This is a genomic window from Pseudomonas brassicacearum (assembly GCF_003732225.1).
Lineage (GTDB): Bacteria > Pseudomonadota > Gammaproteobacteria > Pseudomonadales > Pseudomonadaceae > Aquipseudomonas > Aquipseudomonas brassicacearum_E.
This window is the reverse complement of the sequence record NZ_MOBJ01000009.1, coordinates 72252-97807: the sequence shown is the minus strand read 5'-3', so window position 1 is coordinate 97807 and position 25556 is coordinate 72252. Positions and strand designations below refer to the sequence as shown.

Sequence of the window (25556 nt, the reverse complement as noted above, 5' to 3'; positions counted from 1 at the left end):
CTGCGGCAGCTCCTACGTGATGCCGTGACCTCTGTAGGAGCCGGCGAAGCCTGCGATCTTTTGATCTTGCTCTCAACAATTTCAAGATCACCAAGCGTTCGCAGTCTTCGGGTCGATATCAGCGCTTCTGGGTCAGGGCGCGGCGCTCGAACTCGACGATACGCTGACGGTAGTGCTCGATGGTCTGAGCGGTCAGCACGCTGCGCTGGTCGTCTTTCAGTTCGCCGTTGAGCTCCTGGGACAGTTTGCGAGCGGCAGCGACCATCACGTCGAAGGCCTGTTTTGGGTGACGCGGGCCTGGCAAGCCGAGGAAGAAGCTGACGGCCGGGGTGCTGAACAGGTCGATATCGTCCAGATCGAACACGCCAGGCTTGACCGCGTTAGCCATGGAGAACAGCACTTCGCCGTTGCCGGCCATGCTTTCGTGACGATGGAAGATATCCATCTCGCCAAAGCGCAGACCACTTTCCAGAATATTCTGCAACAGAGCCGGGCCTTTGAAACCGCCCGGGTCACGGCAGATCACGCTGATGACCAGTACTTCTTCTGCCTGCGGCTGTTCTTTATCGGCCACAGCACTCGACGATTTGGTTTCGTCCGGAAAATCACCGTCACGACTGCTGAAGCTCGGGCCGCCGTCCAGATCCAGATTCAAATTCAGGTCGCCCTGGGACGGCTCGCTGCCACGCTTGCCGCGCTTGGAACCCGATTCACGCGGCTCACGGGCAGGCATGCTCACCGACGGCAAGTCATGCTCGTCGAGTTGCGGCTCTTTATGCGTATCCAGCACACGCGGCGGGCCCAGCAGTTCAGCGCCGCTGTCCTCGTCCGGCAGGTTGGACAGGCTGCGGTCGAGGCGAAACTTCAGCTTGCCCTTGCCGCCGCGCATACGCCGCCAGCCATCAAAAAGAATACCGGCAATGACAATAATGCCGATGACGATCAGCCACTCGCGCAGACCGATTTCCATGTAATCCCGTGCCTCTATAAAAAATGCTGAAAAATAAGGGGTTTACAACCTGCAAACCGCTTTAAAACGTGGCGCCAACTCTCTGTTCTGAATGGCGTTTTGCCCACGCATACGAAAAATTGACATTAAACTAGCACGACCAAAGATAACTTTACACCGTCAGTCGCGATGGCTTCAGCCATTATGTCGATTGGCCAGCAATCTGCGCGGGTAAAAATCCCTGATTCCCGCAAACATATGGCCTGCACGCCATGACTCAGGCGTCCACCATTGCCATCGCCTCCTCGACATCCACGGCTACCAGACGTGAACAACCGGGCTCGTGCATCGTAACCCCCATCAATTGCTCGGCCATTTCCATGGCGATCTTGTTGTGGGTGATATAGATGAACTGCACCGTTTGTGACATCTCTTTCACCAATCGGGCGTAGCGTCCAACGTTAGCGTCATCCAGCGGCGCGTCAACTTCGTCGAGCATGCAAAACGGCGCCGGGTTGAGCTTGAAGATCGCAAAAACCAGCGCCAGTGCCGTCAGGGCTTTTTCACCGCCCGACAGCAAATGGATGGTGCTGTTCTTCTTCCCGGGCGGACGCGCCATGATCGTTACCCCTGTATCGAGTAGATCTTCGCCCGTCAGTTCCAAATAAGCGCTGCCGCCACCGAAAACTTTTGGGAAAAGCGCCTGCAATCCACCGTTAATCTGATCAAAGGTATCTTTGAAGCGATTGCGGGTTTCCTTGTCGATCTTGCGAATGACGTTTTCCAGGGTATCGAGCGCTTCCACCAGGTCAGCGTCCTGAGCATCCAGATAACGCTTGCGCTCAGACTGCTGCTGATACTCGTCGATGGCCGCGAGGTTGATCGCACCCAGTCGCTGAATTCGTGCGGCAATGCGTTCGAGTTCTTCTTCGGCTTCCTTTTCGTTAGCCTCAGCCACCAGCGTGGCGAGCACCCCGTGCAGGTCATAGCCGTCTTCGAGCAATTGATCCTGCAAGGTTTTGCGGCGCACGGTCAGCGCCTGCCATTCCATGCGCTGTTGTTCCAGTTGACCACGGATCAACTGTGATTGCTGCTCGGCCTGACTGCGGCGCTTCTCGGCGTCACGCAGTTCGCGGTCGGCATCCTCCAGGGCAATCTGCGCGGTTCTCAGCTCTTCGTCGACACTCATGCGCTTGTCGAGCAATTCTTCAAGCTTGAGCCGCAACTCTTCCAGCGGCGCTTCGCCCTCCTCCAGATTGAGGCTGAGCTGTTCGCGCTTTTCAGTCAGACGCTCGGACTGCAATTCCAGCCGTTCCAGCGCCTGACGGGTTGAATCGTGTTGCGCCTTGAGCGAGCCCAGACGCACCGCCAACTGGTGCGCGTGGTCTTTATGCTGACGGGCTTCCTGCCGCACTCGATCAAGGCGCTCGCGCAAGCTGTCGCGCTGAGCCAGCAGTAACTCGCGCTGCTCGGTGTCGATCGCCATGCTGTCGAGAGCTTCCTGCAATTGCAGGCGCGACTCGCCAACCTGTTCGTGTTCCAGCGCGCGCTGTTCACTCAACTCGCCAAGTTCTTCATCGAGACGTGTACGACGCAACGTCAGTTGCTCGGCCTTGGCTTTACCGGCGGACAGCTGAGCTTTCAATTCGCCCTGCTGGCGCGCCTCGTCTTGCAGCAAACGGCGCAGGTGTTCGCGGCCATTCTCTTGCTGACGCTGTTGGGCGCGCAGGTTTTGCAAGGTGGTTTCCAACGTCTCTACGGTCGCTTCACGCTCTTCACGCTCCAGCCCCAGACGCTGGATTTCCTGGCCACGCGCCAACATGCCGCTCTCGGCTTCACTCGCGCGGCGCACCCGCAAAAAGTGCCGCCCGACCCAGTAGCCGTCACGGCTGATCAGGCTTTCGCCGACCGACAACTGGCCACGCAGCGTTAACGCCTGTTCGAGACTTTCCACCGGTTTGACCTGCCCCAGCCACGGCGACAGATCGATCTGCGCCTCGACCTTGTCGAGCAGACTGCCAGGGATCCGCACACCGTCGCTGGCCGGGCTGAGCAAGCGCAAATCGCCCTGGGCAAACCCGGACAGATCGAAGCCCGCGAAGTCGTCGACCAGCACCGCTTGCAGGTCGGCGCCGAGCACGGTTTCCACCGCCAGCTCCCAACCCGCTTCAACCTTCAAACCTTCGGCCAGACGTGGACGCTCGGCCAGATGCTGCTCGCGCAACCACTCGGCGGCGCCGGTGCCCGGGTCGAGCGCCGCTTGCTGCAACGCCTCCAGCGAGGCCAAGCGTCCGTTGAGTCGTTGCAAGTCGCCCTGCGCCTGCTGCTGGTTTTGCAGGGCCAGTTGCAGCTCTTGACGCAACTGCTCAAGCCGCTCGACCTGCGCTTCTTCGCTGGCCTGCAAATCTTCGAGGGTCGCTTCACTGGCGGCGAGTTGTTCGTTGAGATCCAGGATCGCTGCGTCTTCCGGGTCAGCCGAGAGCAGGTCGCGCTCTTCGGCCAAGCGACGTTGACGTTCGGCCAGGCGCTCCATGCTGGTTTCCAGCTGCTGGATGCGCGACTGCTGGACTTCGGCCTGACGCCGTGGCTCGGCCGAGCGCAGGTTGAAACTGTCCCACTGCTCCTGCCAGCCGTGCATGGTGGTTTCGGATTCTTCCAGCGCGGCGGCGGCTTCTTCAGCGGCGGCGCTGGTGACTTCCTGCTCGGGGGTGAGCATGTCCAGCTCTTCGCCGAGGGTCGCCAACAAGGTGCGGTCGTGGCCCAGGTGCGACTCGGTTTCCAGGCGCGAACGCTCGGCTTCCTTGAGATCGTCCTGCAACTGACGCAAACGCTGCTGGCCGTGCTGGATGCTCTGCTCGACCCGGGCGATGTCGCCGCCGACCGAATAGAAACGCCCCTGCACCAGATTGAAGCGTTCGGACAGATCGTGATGACCGTCACGCAGCCGTTCGATGCTCGCATCGGCGTTACGCTGTTCAGCGACCAGGGCTTCGAAACTGATCTCCTGGTTGCCGATGATCGCTTCGCGCTGACCAACCTGTTCGTTCAATGCCTGCCAGCGCAACGCCGACAGCTGAGCCTTGAGCTGACGCTCTTCAGCTTTGTATTCCTGATACTTCTCGGCGGCCTGGGCCTGACGATGCAAGCGTTCGAGCTGACGTTCCAGCTCATCACGCAGGTCGGTCAGGCGCGCGAGGTTTTCATGGGTGCGACGAATGCGGTTTTCGGTCTCGCGCCGGCGCTCCTTGTACTTGGAGATCCCCGCCGCTTCTTCGATGAAGTTGCGCAGGTCTTCGGGCTTGGACTCGATCAGCTTGGAGATCATCCCCTGTTCGATGATCGAGTAGCTGCGCGGGCCCAGGCCGGTACCGAGAAAAATGTCGGTGATATCGCGGCGACGGCATTTGGTGCCGTTGAGGTAATAAGTGGTCTGGCTGTCGCGGGTGACTTTGCGGCGAATGGAGATTTCCGCGTAGGCCGCGTACTCACCAATCAGCGTGCCATCGGAGTTGTCGAACACCAGCTCGATGCTCGCCTGGCTCACCGGCTTGCGGCTGGTGGAACCGTTGAAGATGACGTCGGTCATCGACTCGCCGCGCAAGTTCTTTGCCGAGCTCTCGCCCATCACCCAACGTACGGCGTCAATGATATTCGACTTGCCGCAACCATTGGGCCCGACCACCGCCGCCATGTTACTGGGGAAGTTCACCGTGGTCGGGTCGACGAAGGATTTGAACCCCGCCAGTTTGATGCACTTGAGCCGCATGCTCAGGCCGCCGGCAAGGCAGACAGCACCAGATCGCAACTGCGCCGGGCATAGGCCGAGAGCACGATACGAATCTCTGGCAGATCACGGGCCAGCACGGCCGCGAGCAAGCGCTCGAACAGTTCGAGGAACTCGCTCATTTCGGCCTTGCGCTGTTCCAGAGCAAGAAAATACGCGCGGCTCATGGCTGGCTGCAGGTTCTCGACGGTTTCCTGCAAGTACGGGTTATTGGCGAATGGATACGCCGCCCGCATCACGTTGAAGCTGTCCTCGACAAAGGCGCGGATGTCCTGACGCTCGTAACTGGCGCTCAAGCGCTGCTGGATTTGCAGGAACGGCGCCATGTCGGCCTGAACCGACCAGCCATTGGCCACCGAATTGCCGAGCAGAATGTAAAGCTCACTCATCAGCGTACACAGGCTCTGCACCTTGTGCGCGGTGAGTTCGGTCACGTGGGCGCCACGACGCGGCAGGATGGCGATCAGGTGCCGGCGTTCAAGGATCAGCAAGGCTTCGCGAACCGAGCCGCGGCTGACATTGAGGGCCAGCGTGACCTTCTGTTCCTGGATGCGCTCTCCCGGCTTGAGGTCGCCGCGAATGATGCGTTCGGCGAGGTGGTGAGCGATTTGCTCGGCGAGGCTATCCGGCGCCTTGAACGTCATGGTTTTCCTTCAAACTCTTCGATCTGCACAAGCGGCGCAGTGTAGCGCACTTGATGGGTGATGGCGCAGGGCCCAGCCAGCGGAATTTGGCACGATTCAAGCAAAAAGCGAGGTATCCCGAGAGGGTCAATAATGAAAGAAGCTACTGTTGATCGGCAAAAGCGATTTTCCTGACCCTTAAGTCAAAAAATCATTGACCGAAAAGTCAGACCTGATAAATTCAGGTTCAAGTCGGTTAACAACAATAATGAGTCTGCGAGGCCTTCCGTGATCCAGTTTTTACTTAACCAGGAACTCCGTAGCGAGCACGTCCTGGACCCGAATCTGACCGTGCTGAACTATCTGCGCGAGCATTTGGGCAAACCCGGTACCAAAGAAGGTTGCGCCAGCGGTGACTGTGGCGCGTGCACGGTGGTGGTCGGCGAATTGCAGACCGACAACACCGGACGCGAACACATTCGCTATCGCAGCCTCAACTCGTGCCTGACGTTTGTTTCGTCGCTGCACGGCAAACAGCTGATCAGCGTCGAAGACCTCAAACACCAGGGCGAGCTGCACAGCGTGCAAAAAGCCATGGTCGAGTGCCACGGCTCGCAGTGCGGCTTCTGCACTCCGGGCTTCGTCATGTCGCTGTTCGCCTTGCAGAAAAACAGCGATCACGCCGATTCCCATAAGGCCCACGAAGCCCTCGCCGGCAACCTCTGCCGCTGCACCGGCTACCGCCCGATCCTCGCCGCCGCCGAACAAGTGTGCTGCGCCAAACAGCCAGACCAGTTCGATGCCCGCGAAGCCGAAACCATCGCTCGCCTGAAAGCCATCGCGCCGACCGACACCGGTGAACTGAACAGCGGTGACAAACGCTGCCTGGTGCCGCTGACCGTCGCCGATCTCGCTGATCTCTATGACGCCTATCCGCAAGCCAGGCTGTTGGCCGGCGGCACCGACCTGGCACTGGAAGTCACCCAATTCCACCGCACGCTGCCGGTGATGATCTACGTTGGCAACGTTGCAGAAATGAAGCGCATCGAGCGCTTTGACGACCGCCTGGAAATCGGCGCCGCCACCGCCCTCTCCGACTGCTACGACGCCCTCGAGGCCGAGTACCCGGACTTCGGCGAGTTGCTGCAACGTTTCGCCTCCTTGCAAATCCGTAATCAGGGCACCCTTGGCGGCAACATTGGCAACGCCTCGCCGATTGGTGACTCGCCACCGCTGCTGATCGCTCTGGGCGCACAGATCGTTCTGTGCAAAGGCGAGACCCGTCGCACCCTGGCGCTGGAAGACTATTTCATCGATTACCGGGTCACCGCACGTCAGGAAAGCGAGTTCATCGAGAAAATCATCGTGCCGCGTGCCAGCGCCGAACAACTGTTCCGCGCCTACAAGGTGTCCAAGCGTCTGGACGATGACATTTCCGCGGTCTGCGCGGCGTTCAATCTGCGCATCGAAAACGGCGTGATCGCCGACGCCCGCGTTGCCTTCGGCGGCATGGCGGCGACGCCAAAACGCGCCAAGAGCTGCGAAGCCGCGCTGCTCGGCGCGCAGTGGAGCAACGCCACAGTGGAACGCGCCTGCGCAGCCCTGGCAGAAGATTTCACGCCACTCTCGGACTTCCGCGCAAGCAAGGAATACCGCCTGCTCAGCGCGCAGAACCTGCTGCGTAAATACTTCATCGAACTGCAAACACCGCACATCGAAACTCGGGTGACCGCTTATGTCTAACCATCACAAAGTCGAAAAGACCCAAGCCGAACTGGCCGAGTTGTTTGCCAAAGACCTGACCACCGGTGTCGGTCGCAGCGTCAAGCACGACAGCGCCGACAAGCATGTGTCTGGTGAAGCGCAGTACATCGACGATCGACTGGAATTCCCCAATCAGTTGCACGTTTACGCGCGGCTTTCGGACCGTGCCCACGCGAAAATCATCAGCATCGACACCCAGCCCTGCTACGCCTTTGAAGGCGTGCGCATCGCCATTACCCACGAAGATGTGCCGGGCCTGAAAGACATCGGCCCGTTGTTGCCGGGCGATCCGTTGCTGGCCATCGATGATGTGCAATTCGTCGGTCAACCGGTGCTCGCGGTGGCCGCAAAAGACCTGGAAACCGCACGCAAAGCAGCCATGGCGGCGATCATCGAATACGAAGATCTGGAGCCGGTGCTCGACGTGGTCGAAGCCCTGCGCAAACGCCACTTCGTGCTGGATAGCCACACCCACAAACGCGGCGATTCGGCCACTGCGCTGGCGACCGCAGAGCACCGGATTCAAGGCACGCTGCACATCGGCGGCCAGGAACACTTCTATCTCGAAACCCAGATCTCTTCGGTGATGCCGACCGAAGACGGCGGCATGATCGTCTACTGCTCGACCCAGAACCCCACCGAAGTGCAGAAACTGGTGGCGGAAGTGCTCGACGTGTCGATGAACAAAATCGTCGTCGACATGCGTCGCATGGGCGGTGGTTTCGGCGGCAAGGAAACCCAGGCCGCGAGCCCCGCCTGTCTCTGTGCAGTGATCGCGCACCTGACCGGGCAGCCGACCAAAATGCGTCTGCCACGGGTCGAAGACATGCTGATGACCGGCAAACGTCACCCGTTCTACATTGAATACGATGTGGGCTTCGACAACACCGGGCGCCTGCACGGCATTCAGCTGGAACTGGCGGGCAACTGCGGTTGTTCACCCGACCTGTCGGCGTCGATCGTTGACCGGGCGATGTTCCACTCGGACAACTCGTACTACCTGGGCGACGCAACCATCAACGGTCACCGCTGCAAGACCAACACCGCGTCGAACACCGCCTATCGCGGCTTTGGCGGCCCACAAGGGATGGTCGCCATCGAAGAAGTGATGGACGCCATCGCCCGTCATCTGGCCCTTGATCCACTGGCCGTGCGCAAGGCCAACTACTACGGCAAGACCGAGCGCAACGTCACCCATTACTACCAGACCGTCGAGCACAACATGCTCGAGGAAATAACCGCCGAGCTGGAAGAAAGCAGCCAGTACGCCGAACGCCGCGAAGCAATCCGGCGCTACAACGCCAACAGCCCGATCCTGAAAAAAGGCCTGGCGCTGACCCCGGTGAAATTCGGTATTTCCTTCACCGCCAGCTTCCTCAACCAGGCCGGTGCGCTGATTCACGTCTACACCGACGGCAGCATCCACCTGAACCACGGCGGCACCGAAATGGGCCAGGGTTTGAACGTCAAAGTCGCACAAGTCGTGGCCGAAGTGTTCCAGGTTGAAATCGACCGCGTTCAGATCACCGCGACCAACACCGACAAGGTCCCGAACACCTCGCCGACCGCCGCGTCCAGCGGTGCCGACCTGAACGGCAAGGCTGCGCAAAATGCCGCTGAAATCATCAAGCAACGCCTGGTGGAATTTGCCGCGCGCAAGTTTGCGGTCAGCGAAGAAGACGTGGAATTTCACAACGGCCACGTGCGGGTTCGCGATCACATCCTGACCTTCGAAGAGCTGATCCAGCAGGCCTATTTCGCTCAGGTGTCGCTGTCCAGCACCGGCTTCTACAAGACCCCGAAAATCTACTACGACCGTAGCCAGGCACGCGGTCGGCCGTTCTACTACTTCGCTTTTGGCGCAGCCTGCGCCGAGGTGATTGTCGACACCCTGACCGGCGAATACAAAATGCTCCGTACCGACATCCTGCATGACGTCGGCGCCTCGCTGAACCCGGCCATCGACATGGGTCAGGTCGAGGGAGGCTTCATCCAGGGCATGGGCTGGCTGACCATGGAAGAGCTGGTGTGGAACGCCAAAGGCAAACTGATGACCAACGGCCCGGCCAGCTACAAGATCCCGGCAGTCGCCGACATGCCGCTGGATTTGCGCGTGAAGCTGGTGGAAAACCGCAAGAACCCGGAAGACACGGTGTTCCATTCCAAGGCCGTGGGCGAACCGCCGTTCATGCTCGGCATCGCCGCCTGGTGTGCGATCAAGGATGCGGTGGCCAGCCTGGGCGATTACAAACATCAACCAAAAATCGACGCACCCGCCACACCGGAGCGGGTGTTGTGGGGGTGTGAGCAAATGCGCCAGTTGAAGGCTTCGAAAGCCGTAGCAGCCGAGGCTGAGCTCGCTTCGCTGTAACGACCGCGTCGCGGCCATCGCGAGCAAGCTCGCTCCCACAGGAGATCTATGCACGACGCAGATCTAATGTGGGAGCGAGCTTGCTCGCGATGAGGCCCGAACAGACAACAATGTTGTAGGGGTGAAAACATGTACAACTGGATCGACGCCCTCGCCGACCTGCAAACCCAGGGTGAACCCTGCGTGTTGGTGACCATCATCGAAGAGCTCGGCTCAACGCCGCGCAATGCCGGTTCGAAGATGGTCATCAGCGCCACGCAGGCGTTCGATACCATTGGTGGCGGGCATCTGGAATACAAGGCGATGCAGGTCGCACGGGAGATGCTTGCCAGCGGCAAACAGGACACCCATCTGGAGCGTTTCACCCTCGGCGCCAGCCTGGGTCAATGCTGCGGCGGCGTCACCGTGTTGCTGTTCGAACCCATGGGCCAGGTGCAAGCGCAGATCGCCGTATTCGGCGCCGGCCACGTCGGTCGGGCGCTGGTGCCGTTGCTGGCCAGCCTGCCCTGCCGCGTGCGCTGGATCGATTCGCGGGAAGCGGAGTTCCCCGAACAGATCCCCCATGGCGTGCGTAAAATCGTCGCCGAAGAACCGGTGGACGAAATCGACGACCTGCCCGCTGGCAGTTACTGCATCGTCATGACCCACAATCACCAGCTCGACCTGGAACTGACCGCGGCGATCCTCAAGCGCAACGACTTCGCCTACTTCGGCCTGATCGGCTCGAAGACCAAACGGGTGAAGTTCGAACACCGCCTGCGCGAGCGCGGCTTCGACAACGCCGTGCTGCAACGCATGCGCTGCCCGATGGGGCTGGGCGAGGTCAAAGGTAAATTGCCGGTGGAAATCGCCATTTCCATCGCCGGTGAAATCATCGCCACCTATAACGCGAATTTCGGCCAGCACACCGCGAAAGCCGAACCTATTGCCAAACTGCTGCCCGCCTCACGCCGCAGCCACGCTTCGAACTAAAAAGCCACGAACCGAGAACAACAATGCCTTTGACTCGCAAAGCCTACCGCGCCGCCATTCTGCACAGCATCGCCGACCCAGCCGTGGTTGGCATCGAAGCCTCTTACGAGTATTTCGAAGATGGCCTGCTGGTGACTGAAAACGGCCAGATCAGTGCCATCGGCCACGCCAGCGAACTGCTTGCCAGTCTGCCCGCCGACATTCAAATCACTCATTATCAGGACGCTCTGATCACTCCTGGCTTCATCGACACGCACATTCACCTGCCGCAAACCGGCATGGTCGGCGCGTACGGCGAACAACTGCTGGACTGGCTCAACACCTACACGTTCCCGTGCGAAAGCCAGTTCGCCGATAAGGCCCACGCCGAAGAAGTCGCCGGCATTTTCATCAAGGAACTGCTGCGCAACGGCACCACCACCGCACTGGTGTTTGGCAGCGTGCACCCGCAATCGGTGGACTCGTTCTTCGAAGCCGCCGAAAAGCTCGACCTGCGGATGATCGCCGGCAAGGTGATGATGGACCGCAACGCGCCGGACTACCTGACCGACACCGCTGAATCCAGCTACGTCGAAAGCAAGGCACTGATCGAACGCTGGCACGGCAAGAGCCGCCTGCACTATGCGGTGACGCCACGTTTTGCACCGACCAGCACCCCGGAACAGTTGACCCTCGCCGGCCAGTTGCTCAGCGAATACCCCGACCTGTACATGCAGACTCACATCAGTGAAAACCTGCAGGAAGTCGAATGGGTCAAGGAGCTGTTCCCGGAGCGCAAGGGTTACCTGGACGTCTACGACCACTACAAATTGCTCGGCAAGCGCTCGGTATTCGCGCACGGCGTGCACCTGTGCGACGACGAGTGCGCACGCCTGGCTGAAACCGGCTCGGCCATCGCTTTCTGCCCGACCTCGAACTTCTTCCTCGGCAGCGGTCTGTTCAACCTGCCGATGGCCGAGAAGCACAACCTGAACGTGGGCCTGGGCACTGACGTCGGCGGCGGCACCAGCTTCTCGCTGCTGCAAACCCTGAACGAAGCCTACAAAGTCATGCAGTTGCAAGGCGCACGCCTGAGCCCGTTCAAATCGCTGTACCTGGCGACCCTCGGCGGCGCCCGCGCACTGCGTCTGGAAGACAAGATCGGCACCCTGCACCCGGGCACCGACGCCGACTTCCTGGTGCTGGACTACAACGCCACACCGCTGCTCAGCTATCGCCTGAAACAAGCCAATACCATCGCCGAGACGTTGTTTGTGCTGATGACATTGGGGGATGACCGGACTGTTCTGCAGACTTATGCGGCGGGGAATCTCGTTCACCAGCGCTAGGTTTCGCGGACATAAAAAATCCCCCGCAATCGTTGGTTGCGGGGGATTTTTTTATCGCCTGTCAGACCGCTATCGCGAGCAAGCTCGCTCCCACAGTTGATCTTCAGTGGTTACAGAATTTGCATTCAGCACAAAACCCTGTGGGAGCGAGCTTGCTCGCGATAGGCGCGACTCGGTGGCGTTGATTCAACTCAAAGCTTGGCGGTCGACCGCCCTGGCTTCTTGGTCTGCAACAGGTGCGAGAACACCGCGTGTAAATCGTCCGAGGCGCTTTCTTCGTCGAGGTTGAGCTTGCTGTCGATGTGATCCATGTGATGCATCATCAGGTTCACCGCCAGTTCGGCGTCGCGGGCCTCGATGGCATCGATCAACTGCGTGTGTTCATCGTAGGAACAGTGCGAGCGGTTACCGCTTTCGTACTGGGCGATGATCAAGGAAGTCTGCGACACCAGGCTGCGCTGGAAGCTGATCAGCGGGGCGTTCTTCGCCGCCTCGGCCAGTTTCAGGTGGAACTCGCCAGACAGACGGATACCGGCACCGCGGTCGCCACGGGAGAAGCTGTCGCGCTCGTCGTTGACCATCTGCCGCAGCTCGGCAATTTGTTCGGCGGTCGCGTGTACGACTGCCAGTTCGGTGATCGCCTTCTCAACCAGACGCCGTGCCATGAATACCTGACGAGCCTCTTCAACACTCGGGCTGGCAACCACGGCGCCACGGTTGGGACGCAACAGCACCACCCCTTCGTGGGCCAGACGTGACAGCGCACGACGAATGATGGTGCGGCTGACCCCGAAAATCTCTCCCAGCGCCTCTTCGCTCAATTTTGTACCGGGCGCCAGTCGCTGTTCGAGGATGGCCTCGAAGATATGCGCATAGACGATATCGTCCTGGGTTCCGCTGCGGCCGGCTTTACCTGCTCGCGGTTGTTTCTTGAGGGGCTGCAACTGTTCGTTCATGGGCACTCGAGTCGGGAGAACTGCGGCGAATTAACTGTGACTGTAATACGGCACAGTGGGTCGCTGGCAAGTATTGCGTAAAAAACACAGCACATTGTACACAACCGGTGGTGGCAACACGACTGTACGGCCATATACGCTCCCGGCTGTATTGCAACGCCCCGTCACGTTTGAGTTTAGGCTTGAACACCAACCCCGTGGCATATGCAGGGGGCGGGATTTTCAACAGAACAAGGAAACACCGCGCCATGACCGACGCCACTCACGCGCAACTTCGCCCACTGGCCGACACTTCACCTTCGGCCATCGTCGCCGGGTTCATCGCCATGATGACCGGCTACACCAGCTCGCTGGTGCTGATGTTCCAGGCTGGCCAGGCGGCGGGCCTGACCAGCGGGCAGATTTCGTCATGGATCTGGGCGATTTCGATTGGCATGGCGGTGTGCTCGATCGGTTTGTCCTTGCGCTATCGCACACCGATCACCATCGCCTGGTCGACGCCCGGTGCGGCGTTGCTGATCACCAGCCTGTCGGGCGTGACCTACGGCGAGGCGATTGGCGCCTACATCACCTGCGCCGTGCTCGTCACCCTTTGCGGTATGACAGGCAGCTTCGAACGTCTGGTCAAACGCATTCCGGCATCCCTGGCGGCCGCGTTACTGGCGGGGATCCTGTTCAAAATCGGCAGCGAAATCTTCGTCGCCGCCCAGCATCGCACCGGCCTGGTGCTGGGGATGTTTTTCACCTATCTGGTGGTCAAACGCCTGTCGCCGCGTTATGCGGTGCTGGCAGCGCTGCTGATCGGCACGGTACTGTCCGGCTTCATGGGCCTGCTGGACTTCAGCGGTTTCCACCTCGAAGTGGCGACCCCGGTCTGGACCACTCCGCACTTTTCCCTCGCGGCAACCATCAGCATCGGCATTCCACTGTTCGTGGTCGCCATGACTTCGCAGAACATGCCCGGCATCGCCGTATTGCGTGCCGACGGCTACAACGTGCCGGCCTCGCCGCTGATCACCACCACCGGCATCGCCTCGCTGTTGCTGGCGCCATTTGGCTCCCACGGGATCAACCTGGCAGCCATCAGCGCAGCAATCTGCACCGGGCCGCATGCCCATGAAGACCGCAACAAGCGTTACACCGCGGCCGTCTGGTGCGGGATTTTCTACGGGATTGCCGGGGTCTTTGGTGCAACCCTGGCCGCATTGTTTGCCGCCCTGCCGAAAGAGCTGGTGCTGTCGATTGCCGCGCTAGCGCTGTTTGGTTCGATCATCAATGGTCTGAGCATCGCCATGAGCGAAGTGAAAGAACGTGAAGCGGCATTGATCACCTTTATGGTCACTGCGTCGGGGTTGACGCTGTTTTCCATCGGTTCGGCATTCTGGGGGATTGTGGCGGGGGTGGTGACACTGATGATTCTGAATTGGCGCAAGGCCTAAAAGCATCGCGAGCAAGCTCGCTCCCACATTTGATTTGTGTCGTTCACAAAATCACTGTGGGAGCGAGCTTGCTCGCGATAGCATTCTGATAGACGCAAAAAATCCCGGCCAACAACACCGAGGCATCATTCAATGAAAGGGGAAAATCGAAACACTGTACAGGGACAGCAAACCAGCGACCCGAACGGATCGCTGGTTCAGAACATCAAGCTACCGGATTGATCGGCTTTTCCGGGTACCAAACGTCCAGCAACGGGCTGACTTCTACGCTGGTCAGCTCGGTGCGGGCTTTCAGCCAGGCTTCAACGGCGGCGCGTTGTTCTGCGCTGACCGAGCCACGTTTCTGCAGGCAAACCAGACCGTAGTCGTCGCCGCCAACGTAGCCGAGGCCGTTAGCTTCCATGGCTTCTTTCAGAAACGCGTCGAGGAAAGCGTCAACAGCCTCATCAGCCAGATCTTCTTTGAAATCCAGGTTCAGTTCGAAACCCAGCTCTTGAAATTCATCGACGCAGAGTTTTTTGCGCAGACGCTGGGAACGGTTAGTCGCCATTGGAACAATCCTCAAAAGTAATAACGGGCGGCACTTTAGCAGTTTAAGCCGCTGTTTGCCCGACTCTCTGGGAACTTGTGCCTACCGCCGGTAAAAAAAATAGCGGATTCAGCCCTCTGTGTACGGCACAAGGCGCCATACCTTGGGGCATAATGCCGACACTTTCGTGACCACTGAGGGAATTTATCTTCATGCCCTCATCTTTTTTCCCCTCGGCTGTAGGGTTTTACTTCAGATGATCAAATCTTTGCGTCCATTGCTTCTCGCCAGCCTGCTTGTGCCTCTGGCCTTCCCGGTTTCCGCTGCCCCGACCAACACAGCCCTGTCACCCAATGTTGAAAAGGCTCTCAGAGCCAGCAAGTTGAAGGACAGCGCCCTGTCGCTGGTGATGATTCCACTCAATGGCCCCGGCACAGCGACCGTTTTCAACGCTGACGTTTCGGTCAATCCGGCCTCGACCATGAAGCTTGTGACCACCTACGCCGCGCTGGAAATGCTTGGCCCGAATCACCAGTGGAAAACCGAGTTCTACACCGATGGCACCCTCAGTGGCGGCATCCTGCACGGCAACCTGTACCTCAAGGGCGGCGGCGATCCGAAGCTGAACATGGAAAAACTCTGGTTGCTGATGCGTGACCTGCGGGCCAATGGCGTGCAGCAAGTCACCGGTGACCTGGTGCTGGATCGCAGCTTCTTCGTCCAGCCGCAACTTCCTGAATTCAATGACGATGGTAAAGACGAGAACAAGCCGTTCCTGGTCAAGCCCGACGCGCTGATGGTCAACCTCAAGGCCTTGCGCTTCGTAGCTCGTAACGATTCGGGCAAGGTATTGGTATCAGTCGAGCCTCCGATCGCCAGCATTCGCATCGACAACCAGGTCAAAGCGCTCAGCGGCAAACAGTGCTCGGGTGGCGTGCGCTACAACCCGGTGACTCAGGCCGACGGCAGCGTGTCCGTGACGGTCGCGGGCCAGTTGGCCGACGGTTGCAGCTCGCAGACGTACCTTTCGCTGCTCGACCACGCAACCTACACCGCTGGCGCCGTACGCGCGATCTGGCAGGAACTGGGTGGCAGCATTCAGGGCAAGGATCGTCTGGCCGCCGTGCCGAAAGATGCCAAGGTACTGGCCCGGGCGTTCTCGCCGGACCTGGCGGAAATCATCCGCGACATCAACAAATACAGTAACAACACCATGGCTCAGCAGCTGTTCCTCAGCCTGGGCGCGAAATACCGCACCGACGCTGATCCTGACGATGCAAAAGCCGCACAACGTGTAGTCCGGCAGTGGCTGGCGAAGAAAGGCATCACCGCGCCGCACCTGGTGATGGAGAACGGTTCCGGTCTGTCGCGTGCAGAACGGGTCAGCGCTCGTGAGATGGCGAGCATGCTGCAAGCCGCCTGGAGAAGCCCGTACTCGGCCGAGTTCGTCAGTTCGCTGCCGATCAGCGGCATGGACGGCACCATGCGCAAACGCCTCAAGACCACCGCGATGAGGGGTGAAGCACACGTCAAGACCGGCACCCTGAACACCGTGCGCGCTATTGCCGGGTTCAGCCGCGACAGCAACGGCAACACCTGGGCGGTGGTCGCGATCCTCAACGATCCCGCGCCATTTGGCGCGCATACGGTGCTTGATCAGGTGCTGCTGGATCTGTACCGCCAGCCGAAACTGGCGACAGCCGAGTCGGCGCTTTAAGCCGATCCATCAAACGCCACAGATCCAGTGTGGGAGCGAGCTTGCTCGCGATGCGGGCAACGCGGTGTATCAGAATGACCGTGTCATCGTTCATCGCGAGCAGGCTCGCTCCCACAAAAGCTTGTGTGCAAACGGCTTACGCCAACTCCATCTCAACCCGATCCCGCCCGGCCTGCTTCGCCGCATAAACCCCCGAGTCAGCGCGCAACAGCAAGGCATCGGCACCTTCTCCGGAGCGCCAGCTGGCGATACCGAAACTCGCAGTCACCGTCCCCAGCCCGTCGATCGGCGTATTGCGTAAGCTCTGCCATAGCTCGACGGCCAACGTATGGGCGTGCTGCCCGTCGGTGTCAGGACACAGCACCATAAACTCCTCGCCCCCCAGGCGACAGAACACATCGGTACGCCGCAAGCGGTGGCGGATGCGCTGACAGATTGCCTGCAATACCCGATCGCCCGCCGCGTGGCCGTACACATCATTGATGCGCTTGAAGTGATCGATATCGAGCATGATCACCGCCAATTCCCCGGTACCGCGCTCGACCCGAGCCATTTCCGTGGTCAGCCGCTCCTGGAAATAGCGCCGATTGTGAATCCCGGTCAGCGCGTCGGTCACCGACAATGCGCGCAGCTCTTCCTCGACCCGCTTGAGGTCGGAGATATCCGAAATATAGCCATGCCACAGTACTCCACCGCCGGGCAGTTCTTCCGGCGTTGCCTCACCGCGCACCCAACGCAGGCCACGTACGGGTAACTGCACACGGTATTCTTCGCGCCACGGGCTGAGCTTTTGCGAAGAGATCCGGATCGAGGCGCGCACCCGAGCCACATCCTGCGGATAAATTCGCTCGAAAATAGCCTCGGCATTCTGTTGCAGCACGTCTGGATCGATCTCGTAAATATCACGGATGCCGTCACTGGCGTAGATCACACTGAAGCGCCCGTCCGCCGCCATCTTGAACTGATAAATACCGCCCGGCACATGCGCGCTGAGTTTCTTGAGCAACAAATCGCGCGCCGCCAACGCTTCATGCACGCGCTTGCGCTCGGTGATGTCGATGCAGATCGCCAGATGCCCGACCCAAAGCCCCTGTTCATCAAGCACGGCGGTGGCGAGCATGTTCACCGTCAGATGGCTGCCGTCCTGACGCACCAAGGTCCATTCACGCGCTTCGTGCCCACCCGCATCGCCTCCTTCCACCAGCATCGCCTGACAGTTCGGCACCGGCTTGCCGTAACGCTGACTGAGCTCCACCGCTCGCGCCTCCAGTTCAAGGGGCAGGTGCAGGCTTTCCAGAGTCATATGCCCCAGTGCATCGCCGCTGCGATAACCGAGCATGTGCTCGGCACCGGCATTGAAGGTCGTGATCACACCGTGCAGGTTAGTGGCAATCACCGCCACCTGGGTCGCAGCGTCCAGCACTCCGCGTAACTGCCCATGAGCGCTGTTCAACTCCTGCTCACGCAGGCGCAACTCGCGGGTACGCTGCTCAACCAGCGCCAGCGCTCGTTGCCGTTGACTGACCAGAATGTAGAGCAAGGCACTAAGCAGCACGCTCAACAGTGCCCCCATCACGATCAGGCTGGTAACCGCCGAATGATTGGCACGCTCAAACACCGCGCTGGTGCGGATGTCGAGATCGTAGACATGATCGCCCAGGCGCAACATCGAGCTGTAATGCAACGGTTGATTCGCCACTGGGTTAGTGGATTCGTAGAGCGCTTCTGCCTGACCGCCCTGCGCCTGACCGCGAATCTGCACCACAAGGTTGTCCTGACCTGGCATCGGAAAACCATCGGCCACCAACTGACGCATGCTGATCACTGCCAACACGTAACCAAGGGGCACGGCATCATGAGCAGACGCTGTGGCATTGCGCAAAACCGGCTCGACCAGCAGCACGCCACGGGCGTATTCAGGATCGACACCCAGCAGGTGCGTGGGCTCGGACACCGCCATCGCGTTCAGGTTGCGGGCCCTTTGCAGGGTTGCGCGACGTAGCGGTTCCGAGAGCAAATCAAAACCCAGCGGCGCGCCTTTTGAGCTTTGCGTCTGGCTGTACAACACCGGAACGTATTCATCCCGTTCGGTGGCAGGTTGCAACTCTGCGGAAGGCGTCAGGTCGCGGATGGAAAACCCTGTTTTACCCTGCTCACGCACCCGCAGTTCGAACGCGGCACGCTCACTGCGGGCAACCGACGGCGCCCAGGCGTAGGCCTGAGTTCTTTGCAACAGTGCTTTGGTAAAACCGTCGAACTCTTTACGGGAAACCGATTCGGAGTTGACGAAGAATCGCCGCAAGCTATCGAGGCGCTGTTCCTGATCGTCGAAACGCTCGGTAATCCGGCTTTTGCGCTCGTTGACCAGCAATTGAAAGTTCTGCGCCATCTGTTGATGGTGCGCATTGAGGCTGGCCCAGGCGAGCAGCCCCGTCAGCACGCCGCCAGCCAGTAGAACCAGCAGCGCAACTAGCGAGGCCGAAACCTCTTCGCTGATGAAGCCCAGGATCTTGGGTCGTACGGCGTGCAACGGCATAAGCAAAACTCAAAACGCCGGCGTGCTTTGGTGTCACCTTGGCTTTGAGTGAAGTTATAGCTATTAGCCACTAGATTAGCCAGCGCCAAAAGACCACAGAGCCTCGAAAAATCAAGGCTCTATGGATCCAATCAGACCTCAGCGCGCCATGATTTTCCAGGCGCGATGGATCTTGCCGTTACGGGCAAAGTCCGGGTCGATGGTTTGTGCGGTGATCTCCTCGACGGCATAGCGCGCCGTGAGGTTTTCTTCGAGCTGGAACTTGCGGAAGTTGTTGGAGAAATACAACACGCCACCCGGCGCCAGACGGGCCATGGCCAGGTCCAGCAACTGCACGTGGTCACGCTGGACGTCGAAAATCCCTTCCATGCGCTTGGAGTTGGAGAAGGTCGGTGGATCGATAAAGATCATATCGAACTCGTCACGATTGGCTTCCAGCCAGGCCATCACATCGCCCTGCTCCAGGCGGTTCTTGTCAGAGAAACCGTTCAGCGACAGGTTGCGGCGTGCCCAATCCAGATAGGTTTTCGACAGGTCGACGCTGGTGGTGCTGCGCGCACCGCCCTTGGCCGCATGGACGCTGGCGGTTGCGGTGTAGCAATACAGATTGAGGAAGCGCTTGCCGGCCGCCTCTTTCTGAATCCGCAGACGCATTGGACGGTGGTCCAGAAACAGGCCGGTGTCGAGGTAGTCGGTCAGGTTGACCAGCAACTTCACGCCACCTTCGTTCACCTCGGTGAACTTGCCCTGCGCGCTCTGGCGTTCGTACTGCTTGGTGCCGCTCTGACGCTCGCGACGCTTGACGACCACGCGGCTCTTGTCGATGTTCAAGGCCTGCGGAATGGCTGCCAGCGCGTCGAACATACGCGCCGAGGCTTTTTCCGGATCGATCGACTTCGGTGCCGCGTATTCCTGAACATGGACCCAGTCGTGATAGAGGTCGATGGCCATGGAGTATTCCGGCATGTCGGCATCGTAGACACGGTAGCAGTCGATACCCTCGCGCTTGATCCACTTGCCCATGGCCTTGAGGTTCTTTTGCAGGCGGTTGGCAAACATCTGCCCGCCTTCGCTCAGGCGCGCCTGTTCAACAACAGGAGCCGGCGCCGGTACAGGTTTGATCGGATTGCCGTTTTTGTTGTACTGACGCTCTTGCGGCTCGACCGGAGACTGATCGTAGGCAGCCTGTTCACGCTCAGCCTGACGCTGTTCCGGGGTACGACGCTCACCGGTGACGAACTGATCCGGCAGCACTTTGATCAGCAGCAATTTGCACGGCAAGGCGCCGTTCCAGAACGAATACTGTTTGTGGCTGCGAATCCCCATGCGCTTGCCCAGATCCGGCGCGCCGGTGAACACCGCTGCTTCCCAGTTCAGGCAAGCCTGACGCAGACGCTCGCCGAGGTTCTGGTAGAGATAGAGCAAGCTTGCCTCGTCGCCCAGACGCTCGCCGTACGGAGGGTTGCAGATCACCAGGCCTTTCTGGTTCTGGTCCGGACGCGGCTCGAAGGTTGCGACTTCGCCCTGGTAGATCTTGATCCACTCGCTCAGGCCTGCGCGCTCGACGTTGTTGCGGCCCGGTTGAATCAGCCGTGGGTCAGCTTCGTAACCGCGAATCCACAGCGGCGGCTTGGCCAGGCCGGCAGCGGCGCGGGCGGTGGCTTCTTCGTGAAGTTTTTTCCACAACGCCGGCACGTGACCGAGCCAGGCGGTGAAGCCCCACTGCTCACGGCGCAGGTTCGGCGCCATGTCGGCGGCGATCATCGCCGCTTCGACGAGGAACGTACCGACACCGCACATCGGGTCAGCCAGAGCGCCGCCTTCAGCCGCAATCCGTGGCCAGCCGGAACGAATCAGAATCGCCGCCGCGAGGTTTTCCTTCAGCGGCGCCGCACCTTGCTGCAGGCGATAGCCGCGCTGGTGCAGGCTGTGGCCAGACAAGTCGAGGGAGAGGATTGCTTCGCCACGGTCCAGACGCAGGTGAATGCGCAGGTCCGGGTTGAGCTTGTCGATGGACGGACGCTCGCCCGACGGGGTGCGCAGCTTGTCGACGATGGCGTCCTTCACTTTCAGGGCGCCGAAGTGGGTGTTGTCGATGCCCGAGCCGTGACCGCTGAATTCAACGGCCAGGGTGCCGTCATTGAGCATGTGGTCCTGCCACTCGATATCCAGTACGCCGTGGTACAGGTCTTCGGCATCCTTCATCGGGAAACGCTTGAGCACCAGCAACACCCGGTTAGCCAGACGTGACCACAGGCACAGGCGATAAGCCGTTTCCATGTCGGCCATGCCGCGCACGGCAGAAGTGTGCTCGCGCGCTTCCTCAAGGCCAAGCCCGACGGCTTCCTCGATAAGCAGACCTTCGAGGCCTTTTGGGCAAGTGAGGAAGAGTTCGTAACGATCCGACATGGGAGTTCCAGGGCCTTTAGCAATAAGTGAACGGGCAACGCATTGACCGCTCGTTTTTCAATCAAGCGCTTTTCTTGAAGAGCGCTCGCGTGGCACGAAAGTGTGCCGTCCCACCCTGGCCGCACAGCCAACCAACCGGTTGAATGAGCTTAGATGCCCGGGCAGATAAGAAATTCTATGCAACAAAATGTCATAACTCGACCCTTCGTCGAATAGTACCCGAGTGCAACGGGTGGACATTCTCACTAAAGGATTAGCCTCATCATCCAGTGAAAGGCTGATCATAGCGAGCTTTGGTCAATGAACACGGGAATTACATCGTGTTACTTATGGCCTTAGCATCATTATCGTTACGTCCTTATGACAAAACGATCATTCCCTCGATGTGACGCATTGGTTAGAACTCAATACAGGTTGACGCCGCAACGACGTCAACACCTTGGCTCGTGACGCCGGCAGCGAGCCACCAACGGCAGAAATTTTTCTGCCTGACCTCGATAGAGGTCGACGCGACAAATACAGTCAACAAGTGAGGGAAACACCCTATGAGAAGACTTAAGCGTGATCCGTTGGAAAGAGCATTTTTGCGCGGATATCAATATGGCGTTGGTGGAAAATCCCGTGAGCTTTGCCCCTTTACTCTACCGTCGGTACGTCAAGCCTGGATCAACGGCTGGCGAGAAGGACGCGGCGACAACTGGGACGGTATGACCGGCACTGCGGGAATCCATAGACTCAACGAACTTCACGCCGTCGGCTAAACAGGGCACACACTCCGACACGACAATCTGATTATGTAACGACTTAACCACGCACGTCCTCTCCGGACGGCGGGCTTCGGCCCAGGGGCTCCTTCGAGGAGCCCTTTTTTATGCCTTCAAAACCCCAAACTTGAGCTGCAAACATACCTGTGGGAGCGAGCTTGCTCGCGATGACGGACTTTCAGCCAACATCATTGTTGAATGTTAAACCGCTATCGCGAGCAAGCTCACTCCCACAGGGATCAGCGCAAGGCCGCGATAGCATCCACCGATTCGCGGATGAGCGCCGGGCCCTTATAGATGAAGCCCGAATACAACTGCACCAGACTGGCGCCCGCAGCGATTTTCTCAGCCGCGTGCTTGCCTTCGGTAATGCCGCCGACCGCGATGATCGGCAAACGCCCGGCCAGCTCGGCCGCCAGCACCTTGACTGTGTGAGTGCTCTTGTCGCGCACCGGTGCACCAGACAAACCACCCGCCTCGTCACCGTGCTCCATGCCTTCGACGCCTACGCGGCTCAGGGTGGTGTTGGTCGCGATCACCGCGTCCATGCCGGTTTCGATCAGTGCCTGCGCCACCTGAGCGGTTTCTTCGTCGGTCATGTCCGGAGCGATCTTGATCGCCAGCGGTACACGCTTGCCGTGGCGTAGCGCCAGTTCTTCCCGGCGCTGAGCCAGGTCCGCGAGCAATTGCTTGAGCGAATCACCAAATTGCAGGCTGCGCAGGCCCGGGGTGTTCGGCGAGCTGACGTTGACCGTCACGTAACTGGCGTGGGCATAGACCTTGTCCAGGCAGATCAGGTAGTCGTCGACCGCACGTTCTACCGGCGTGTCGAAGTTCTTGCCGATGTTGATCCCCAGCACGCCCTTGTATTTGGCGGCCGCCACACGCGCCAGCAAATGATCGACGCCGAGGTTGTTGAACCCCATGCGGTTGATGATCGCTTCGGCCTGCGGCAAGCGGAAAATCCGTGGCTTTGGATTGCCCGGTTGCGGACGCGGGGTAATGGTGCCGATTTCGACGAAGCCGAAACCCAATTGGGCAAACCCGTCGATGGCCGCACCGTTCTTGTCCAGGCCGGCCGCCAGACCCACCGGGTTCGGGAAGTCCAGGCCCATGACATTCACCGGCATCTGCGCTGGCGCCTTGCACAGCAAGCCATTGAGACCCAAACGCCCACCTGCGCCGATCAGGTCCAGGGACAGATCGTGGGAGGTTTCCGGGGAGAGTTTGAACAGCAGTTGGCGGGCCAGGGTATACATGGGCGGGTTTGACTCGGTTGGCGGCGAAATAAGGCGGCGATTATAGCCGTGCATCGGGGGCGCAAGCGAGGCGCACGATTAAATCAGCTGTCAGTGGCATATGCCTTGCACCAACCTTCTTACCAGCACCCATGCCAATGGCGGGATGAGTGCCAGGTTGCGATTGGAAAGGACAACGGCGTCGTCACTTGGCCTGGTGTGCACACGGGCCTGGGTACGGCGCTTTTTCATGCAAGGTGCTTATTTGATGACTGAACCTGAAGCAGGACCGCTGGCCTGGGTCAACGGCAGCGATGCCCCGGAAAAAACCGCGATCAACCTTGGCTTCATGGCCCTGAGCGACTGTGCGTCAGTGGTGGTTGCCGCGACTCAGGGCTTCGCCCAACCCTACGGGTTGACCCTGAACCTCAAGCGCCAATCGTCCTGGGCCAACCTGCGGGACAAACTGGTCAGCGGTGAACTCGATGCCGCCCACAGCTTGTATGGCTTGATCTATGCGGTGCACCTGGGTATCGGCGGCGTTGCGGCAACGGACATGGCCGTGCTCATGGGGCTGAACCAGAATGGCCAGAGCATCAACCTCTCTCATGGCCTGCAAGGGCTGGGCGTGACCAGTCCTGAAGCGTTGGACCGCCACGTGCACCAAAGTCGCCCAAAACTTACCTTCGCCCAGACCTTCCCCACCGGCACCCACGCCATGTGGTTGTATTACTGGCTGGCGAGCCAGGGCATCCATCCGTTGCTGGATGTCGACAGCGTCGTGGTGCCACCGCCACAAATGGTCGCGCACTTGCAGGCCGGACGGATCGACGGTTTCTGCGTCGGCGAACCCTGGAGCGCCAGTGCGGTGAAGCAGAACCTCGGTTTCACGCTGGCGACGACCCAAACCATCTGGCCCGACCACCCGGAAAAAGTCCTCGGCTGCACCCGCGCCTTCGTCGAGCAATACCCGAACACCGCTCGGGCGCTGGTCATGGCAATTCTGGAGGCCAGCCGCTTCATCGAACAAAGCGTGGAAAATCGCCGCAGCACTGCGCAGCTGTTGAGCGCTGCCGAATACCTCGACGCGCCGCTGGACTGCATCGAACCGCGCTTGCTGGGCGACTATGCCGACGGCCTCGGCAATCGCTGGCAGGATCCTCACGCGCTGCGCTTTCACGCTGGCGGCGACGTCAACTTGCCGTACCTTTCCGACGGTATGTGGTTCATGACCCAATTCCGCCGCTGGGGCTTGCTGCGCGAAGACCCGGACTACCTGCAAGTGGCGCGTCAGGTTCAGCAACTCGACGTCTACCGCGACGCAGCCAGTGCGCTGGGCGTCGCGGCCCAGGGTCACGAAATGCGTAGCAGCCAGTTGATCGACGGTAAAATATGGAATGGTTCGGACCCGGCGGCGTATGCCCGCAGTTTCAGGCTGCACGCGATGGCCGACACCTCCACCCTTCTCGCCCGCCGCTGACAGGAGCCTGCAAACATGCTGCGTATCCTGCTGATCAACGACACGGCGAAAAAGGTCGGGCGACTCAAAGCGGCACTGACTGAGGCCGGGTTTGAGGTGATCGACGAGTCGGGCTTGACCATCGACCTGCCTGCGCGCGTCGAAACGGTGCGTCCGGACGTGATCCTGATCGATACCGAGTCACCGAGCCGCGATGTACTGGAGCAAGTCGTACTGGTCAGCCGCGACCAGCCTCGGCCGATCGTGATGTTTACCGACGAGCACGACCCCGGCGTGATGCGTCAGGCGATCAAGTCCGGCGTCAGCGCCTACATCGTCGAAGGCATTCATGCCGCACGCCTGCAACCGATCCTCGACGTGGCCATGGCGCGCTTCGAAAGCGATCAGGCCCTGCGCGCCCAACTTCAGGCCCGCGACCAGCAACTGGCCGAGCGCAAGCGGATCGAGCTGGCCAAGGGCTTGCTGATGAAAATGAAGGACTGCAATGAAGAGCAGGCCTACACCCTGATGCGCCGCCAGGCCATGAGCCGCCAGCAGAAGCTGATCCAGGTGGCCGAGCAGATCATTGCCATGAGTGAGTTGTTGGGCTGAAGCCCTTGCGGTGCCTGCGAAGACGCCATCGCGAGCAAGCTCGCTCCCACAGGGGAATTGCGTCGTACACAAATCAACTGTGGGAGCGAGCTTGCTCGCGATTGGC

General features: G+C 59.9%; 17 protein-coding genes. 9 read left to right on the top strand and 8 right to left on the bottom strand.

Translation table 11 applies throughout. The annotated features are described in order from the left end of the window. Nucleotides 1-118: 118 nt before the first annotated feature. The 3 genes from zipA to BK659_RS13970 all read right to left on the bottom strand — a co-directional run bounded on the left by zipA (nucleotide 119) and on the right by BK659_RS13970 (nucleotide 5377). Nucleotides 119-970: a cell division protein ZipA gene (zipA, locus tag BK659_RS13980; protein ID WP_123425650.1), complete on the bottom strand. Its 852-nt coding sequence runs from the start codon at nucleotides 968-970 to the stop codon at nucleotides 119-121. Nucleotides 971-1226: 256 nt separating this feature from the next. Further along, a complete protein-coding gene (gene smc / locus BK659_RS13975) occupies nucleotides 1227-4715 on the bottom strand; it encodes a chromosome segregation protein SMC (protein WP_123425649.1) in 3489 nt (1162 codons plus the stop codon). 2 nt (nucleotides 4716-4717) lie between these two features. Next, a complete protein-coding gene (locus BK659_RS13970) occupies nucleotides 4718-5377 on the bottom strand; it encodes a GntR family transcriptional regulator (RefSeq protein WP_123425648.1) in 660 nt (219 codons plus the stop codon). Between the two features lie 267 nt (nucleotides 5378-5644). Between BK659_RS13970 and xdhA the strand changes: the two genes are divergently transcribed. From xdhA to guaD, 4 genes are all read left to right on the top strand, one after another. Then, the gene (gene xdhA, locus BK659_RS13965) at nucleotides 5645-7099 is read left to right on the top strand and encodes a xanthine dehydrogenase small subunit (RefSeq protein ID WP_123425647.1); all 1455 of its coding nucleotides are present in this window, start codon (nucleotides 5645-5647) and stop codon (nucleotides 7097-7099) included. Further along, on the top strand, nucleotides 7092-9491 hold the full coding sequence (gene xdhB, locus BK659_RS13960) for a xanthine dehydrogenase molybdopterin binding subunit (protein ID WP_123425646.1): 2400 nt from the start codon (nucleotides 7092-7094) through the stop codon (nucleotides 9489-9491). Before xdhA ends, xdhB begins: the two co-directional genes overlap by 8 nt. 129 nt (nucleotides 9492-9620) lie before the next feature. Next, a complete protein-coding gene (gene xdhC, locus BK659_RS13955) occupies nucleotides 9621-10463 on the top strand; it encodes a xanthine dehydrogenase accessory protein XdhC (RefSeq protein WP_123425645.1) in 843 nt (280 codons plus the stop codon). A gap of 23 nt (nucleotides 10464-10486) precedes the next feature. After that, a complete protein-coding gene (gene guaD / locus BK659_RS13950; RefSeq protein ID WP_123425644.1) occupies nucleotides 10487-11791 on the top strand; it encodes a guanine deaminase in 1305 nt (434 codons plus the stop codon). A 191-nt stretch (nucleotides 11792-11982) separates the two neighbouring features. Here guaD and BK659_RS13945 read toward each other — a convergent pair whose 3' ends face one another. Then, the gene (locus BK659_RS13945) at nucleotides 11983-12747 is read right to left on the bottom strand and encodes a GntR family transcriptional regulator (RefSeq protein WP_123425643.1); all 765 of its coding nucleotides are present in this window, start codon (nucleotides 12745-12747) and stop codon (nucleotides 11983-11985) included. 248 nt (nucleotides 12748-12995) lie between these two features. Here BK659_RS13945 and BK659_RS13940 point away from each other — a divergent pair, with 248 nt between their 5' ends. Beyond that, complete coding sequence (locus tag BK659_RS13940; protein WP_123425642.1) at nucleotides 12996-14186, top strand: benzoate/H(+) symporter BenE family transporter; 1191 nt, start codon at nucleotides 12996-12998, stop codon at nucleotides 14184-14186. Between the two features lie 205 nt (nucleotides 14187-14391). Here the strand turns inward: BK659_RS13940 and BK659_RS13935 are convergent, their stop codons facing one another. Next, a complete protein-coding gene (locus BK659_RS13935; protein WP_054593237.1) occupies nucleotides 14392-14736 on the bottom strand; it encodes a YggL family protein in 345 nt (114 codons plus the stop codon). 235 nt (nucleotides 14737-14971) lie between these two features. On the opposite strand from BK659_RS13935, the gene dacB reads away from it, so the two are divergent. Beyond that, a complete protein-coding gene (gene dacB, locus BK659_RS13930; protein WP_123425641.1) occupies nucleotides 14972-16432 on the top strand; it encodes a D-alanyl-D-alanine carboxypeptidase/D-alanyl-D-alanine endopeptidase in 1461 nt (486 codons plus the stop codon). A 136-nt stretch (nucleotides 16433-16568) separates the two neighbouring features. Here dacB and BK659_RS13925 read toward each other — a convergent pair whose 3' ends face one another. Together BK659_RS13925 and rlmKL are read right to left on the bottom strand one after the other, a co-directional pair. Continuing rightward, a complete protein-coding gene (locus tag BK659_RS13925; RefSeq protein ID WP_123425640.1) occupies nucleotides 16569-18968 on the bottom strand; it encodes a sensor domain-containing diguanylate cyclase in 2400 nt (799 codons plus the stop codon). 138 nt (nucleotides 18969-19106) lie between these two features. Further along, on the bottom strand, nucleotides 19107-21377 hold the full coding sequence (rlmKL, locus tag BK659_RS13920; protein ID WP_123425639.1) for a bifunctional 23S rRNA (guanine(2069)-N(7))-methyltransferase RlmK/23S rRNA (guanine(2445)-N(2))-methyltransferase RlmL: 2271 nt from the start codon (nucleotides 21375-21377) through the stop codon (nucleotides 19107-19109). A gap of 545 nt (nucleotides 21378-21922) precedes the next feature. Between rlmKL and rmf the strand changes: the two genes are divergently transcribed. Then, complete coding sequence (rmf, locus tag BK659_RS13915) at nucleotides 21923-22138, top strand: ribosome modulation factor (protein ID WP_003223300.1); 216 nt, start codon at nucleotides 21923-21925, stop codon at nucleotides 22136-22138. A gap of 242 nt (nucleotides 22139-22380) precedes the next feature. Here the strand turns inward: rmf and BK659_RS13905 are convergent, their stop codons facing one another. Next, nucleotides 22381-23400 (bottom strand): quinone-dependent dihydroorotate dehydrogenase, encoded by a 1020-nt coding sequence (locus BK659_RS13905; protein WP_123425638.1) that lies wholly within the window; start codon nucleotides 23398-23400, stop codon nucleotides 22381-22383. Nucleotides 23401-23647: 247 nt separating this feature from the next. Here BK659_RS13905 and BK659_RS13900 point away from each other — a divergent pair, with 247 nt between their 5' ends. Both BK659_RS13900 and BK659_RS13895 read left to right on the top strand, forming a co-directional pair. Beyond that, a complete protein-coding gene (locus BK659_RS13900; protein ID WP_123426080.1) occupies nucleotides 23648-24859 on the top strand; it encodes a CmpA/NrtA family ABC transporter substrate-binding protein in 1212 nt (403 codons plus the stop codon). 15 nt (nucleotides 24860-24874) lie between these two features. Beyond that, the gene (locus BK659_RS13895) at nucleotides 24875-25450 is read left to right on the top strand and encodes an ANTAR domain-containing response regulator (RefSeq protein WP_123425637.1); all 576 of its coding nucleotides are present in this window, start codon (nucleotides 24875-24877) and stop codon (nucleotides 25448-25450) included. Nucleotides 25451-25556 lie beyond the last annotated feature (106 nt).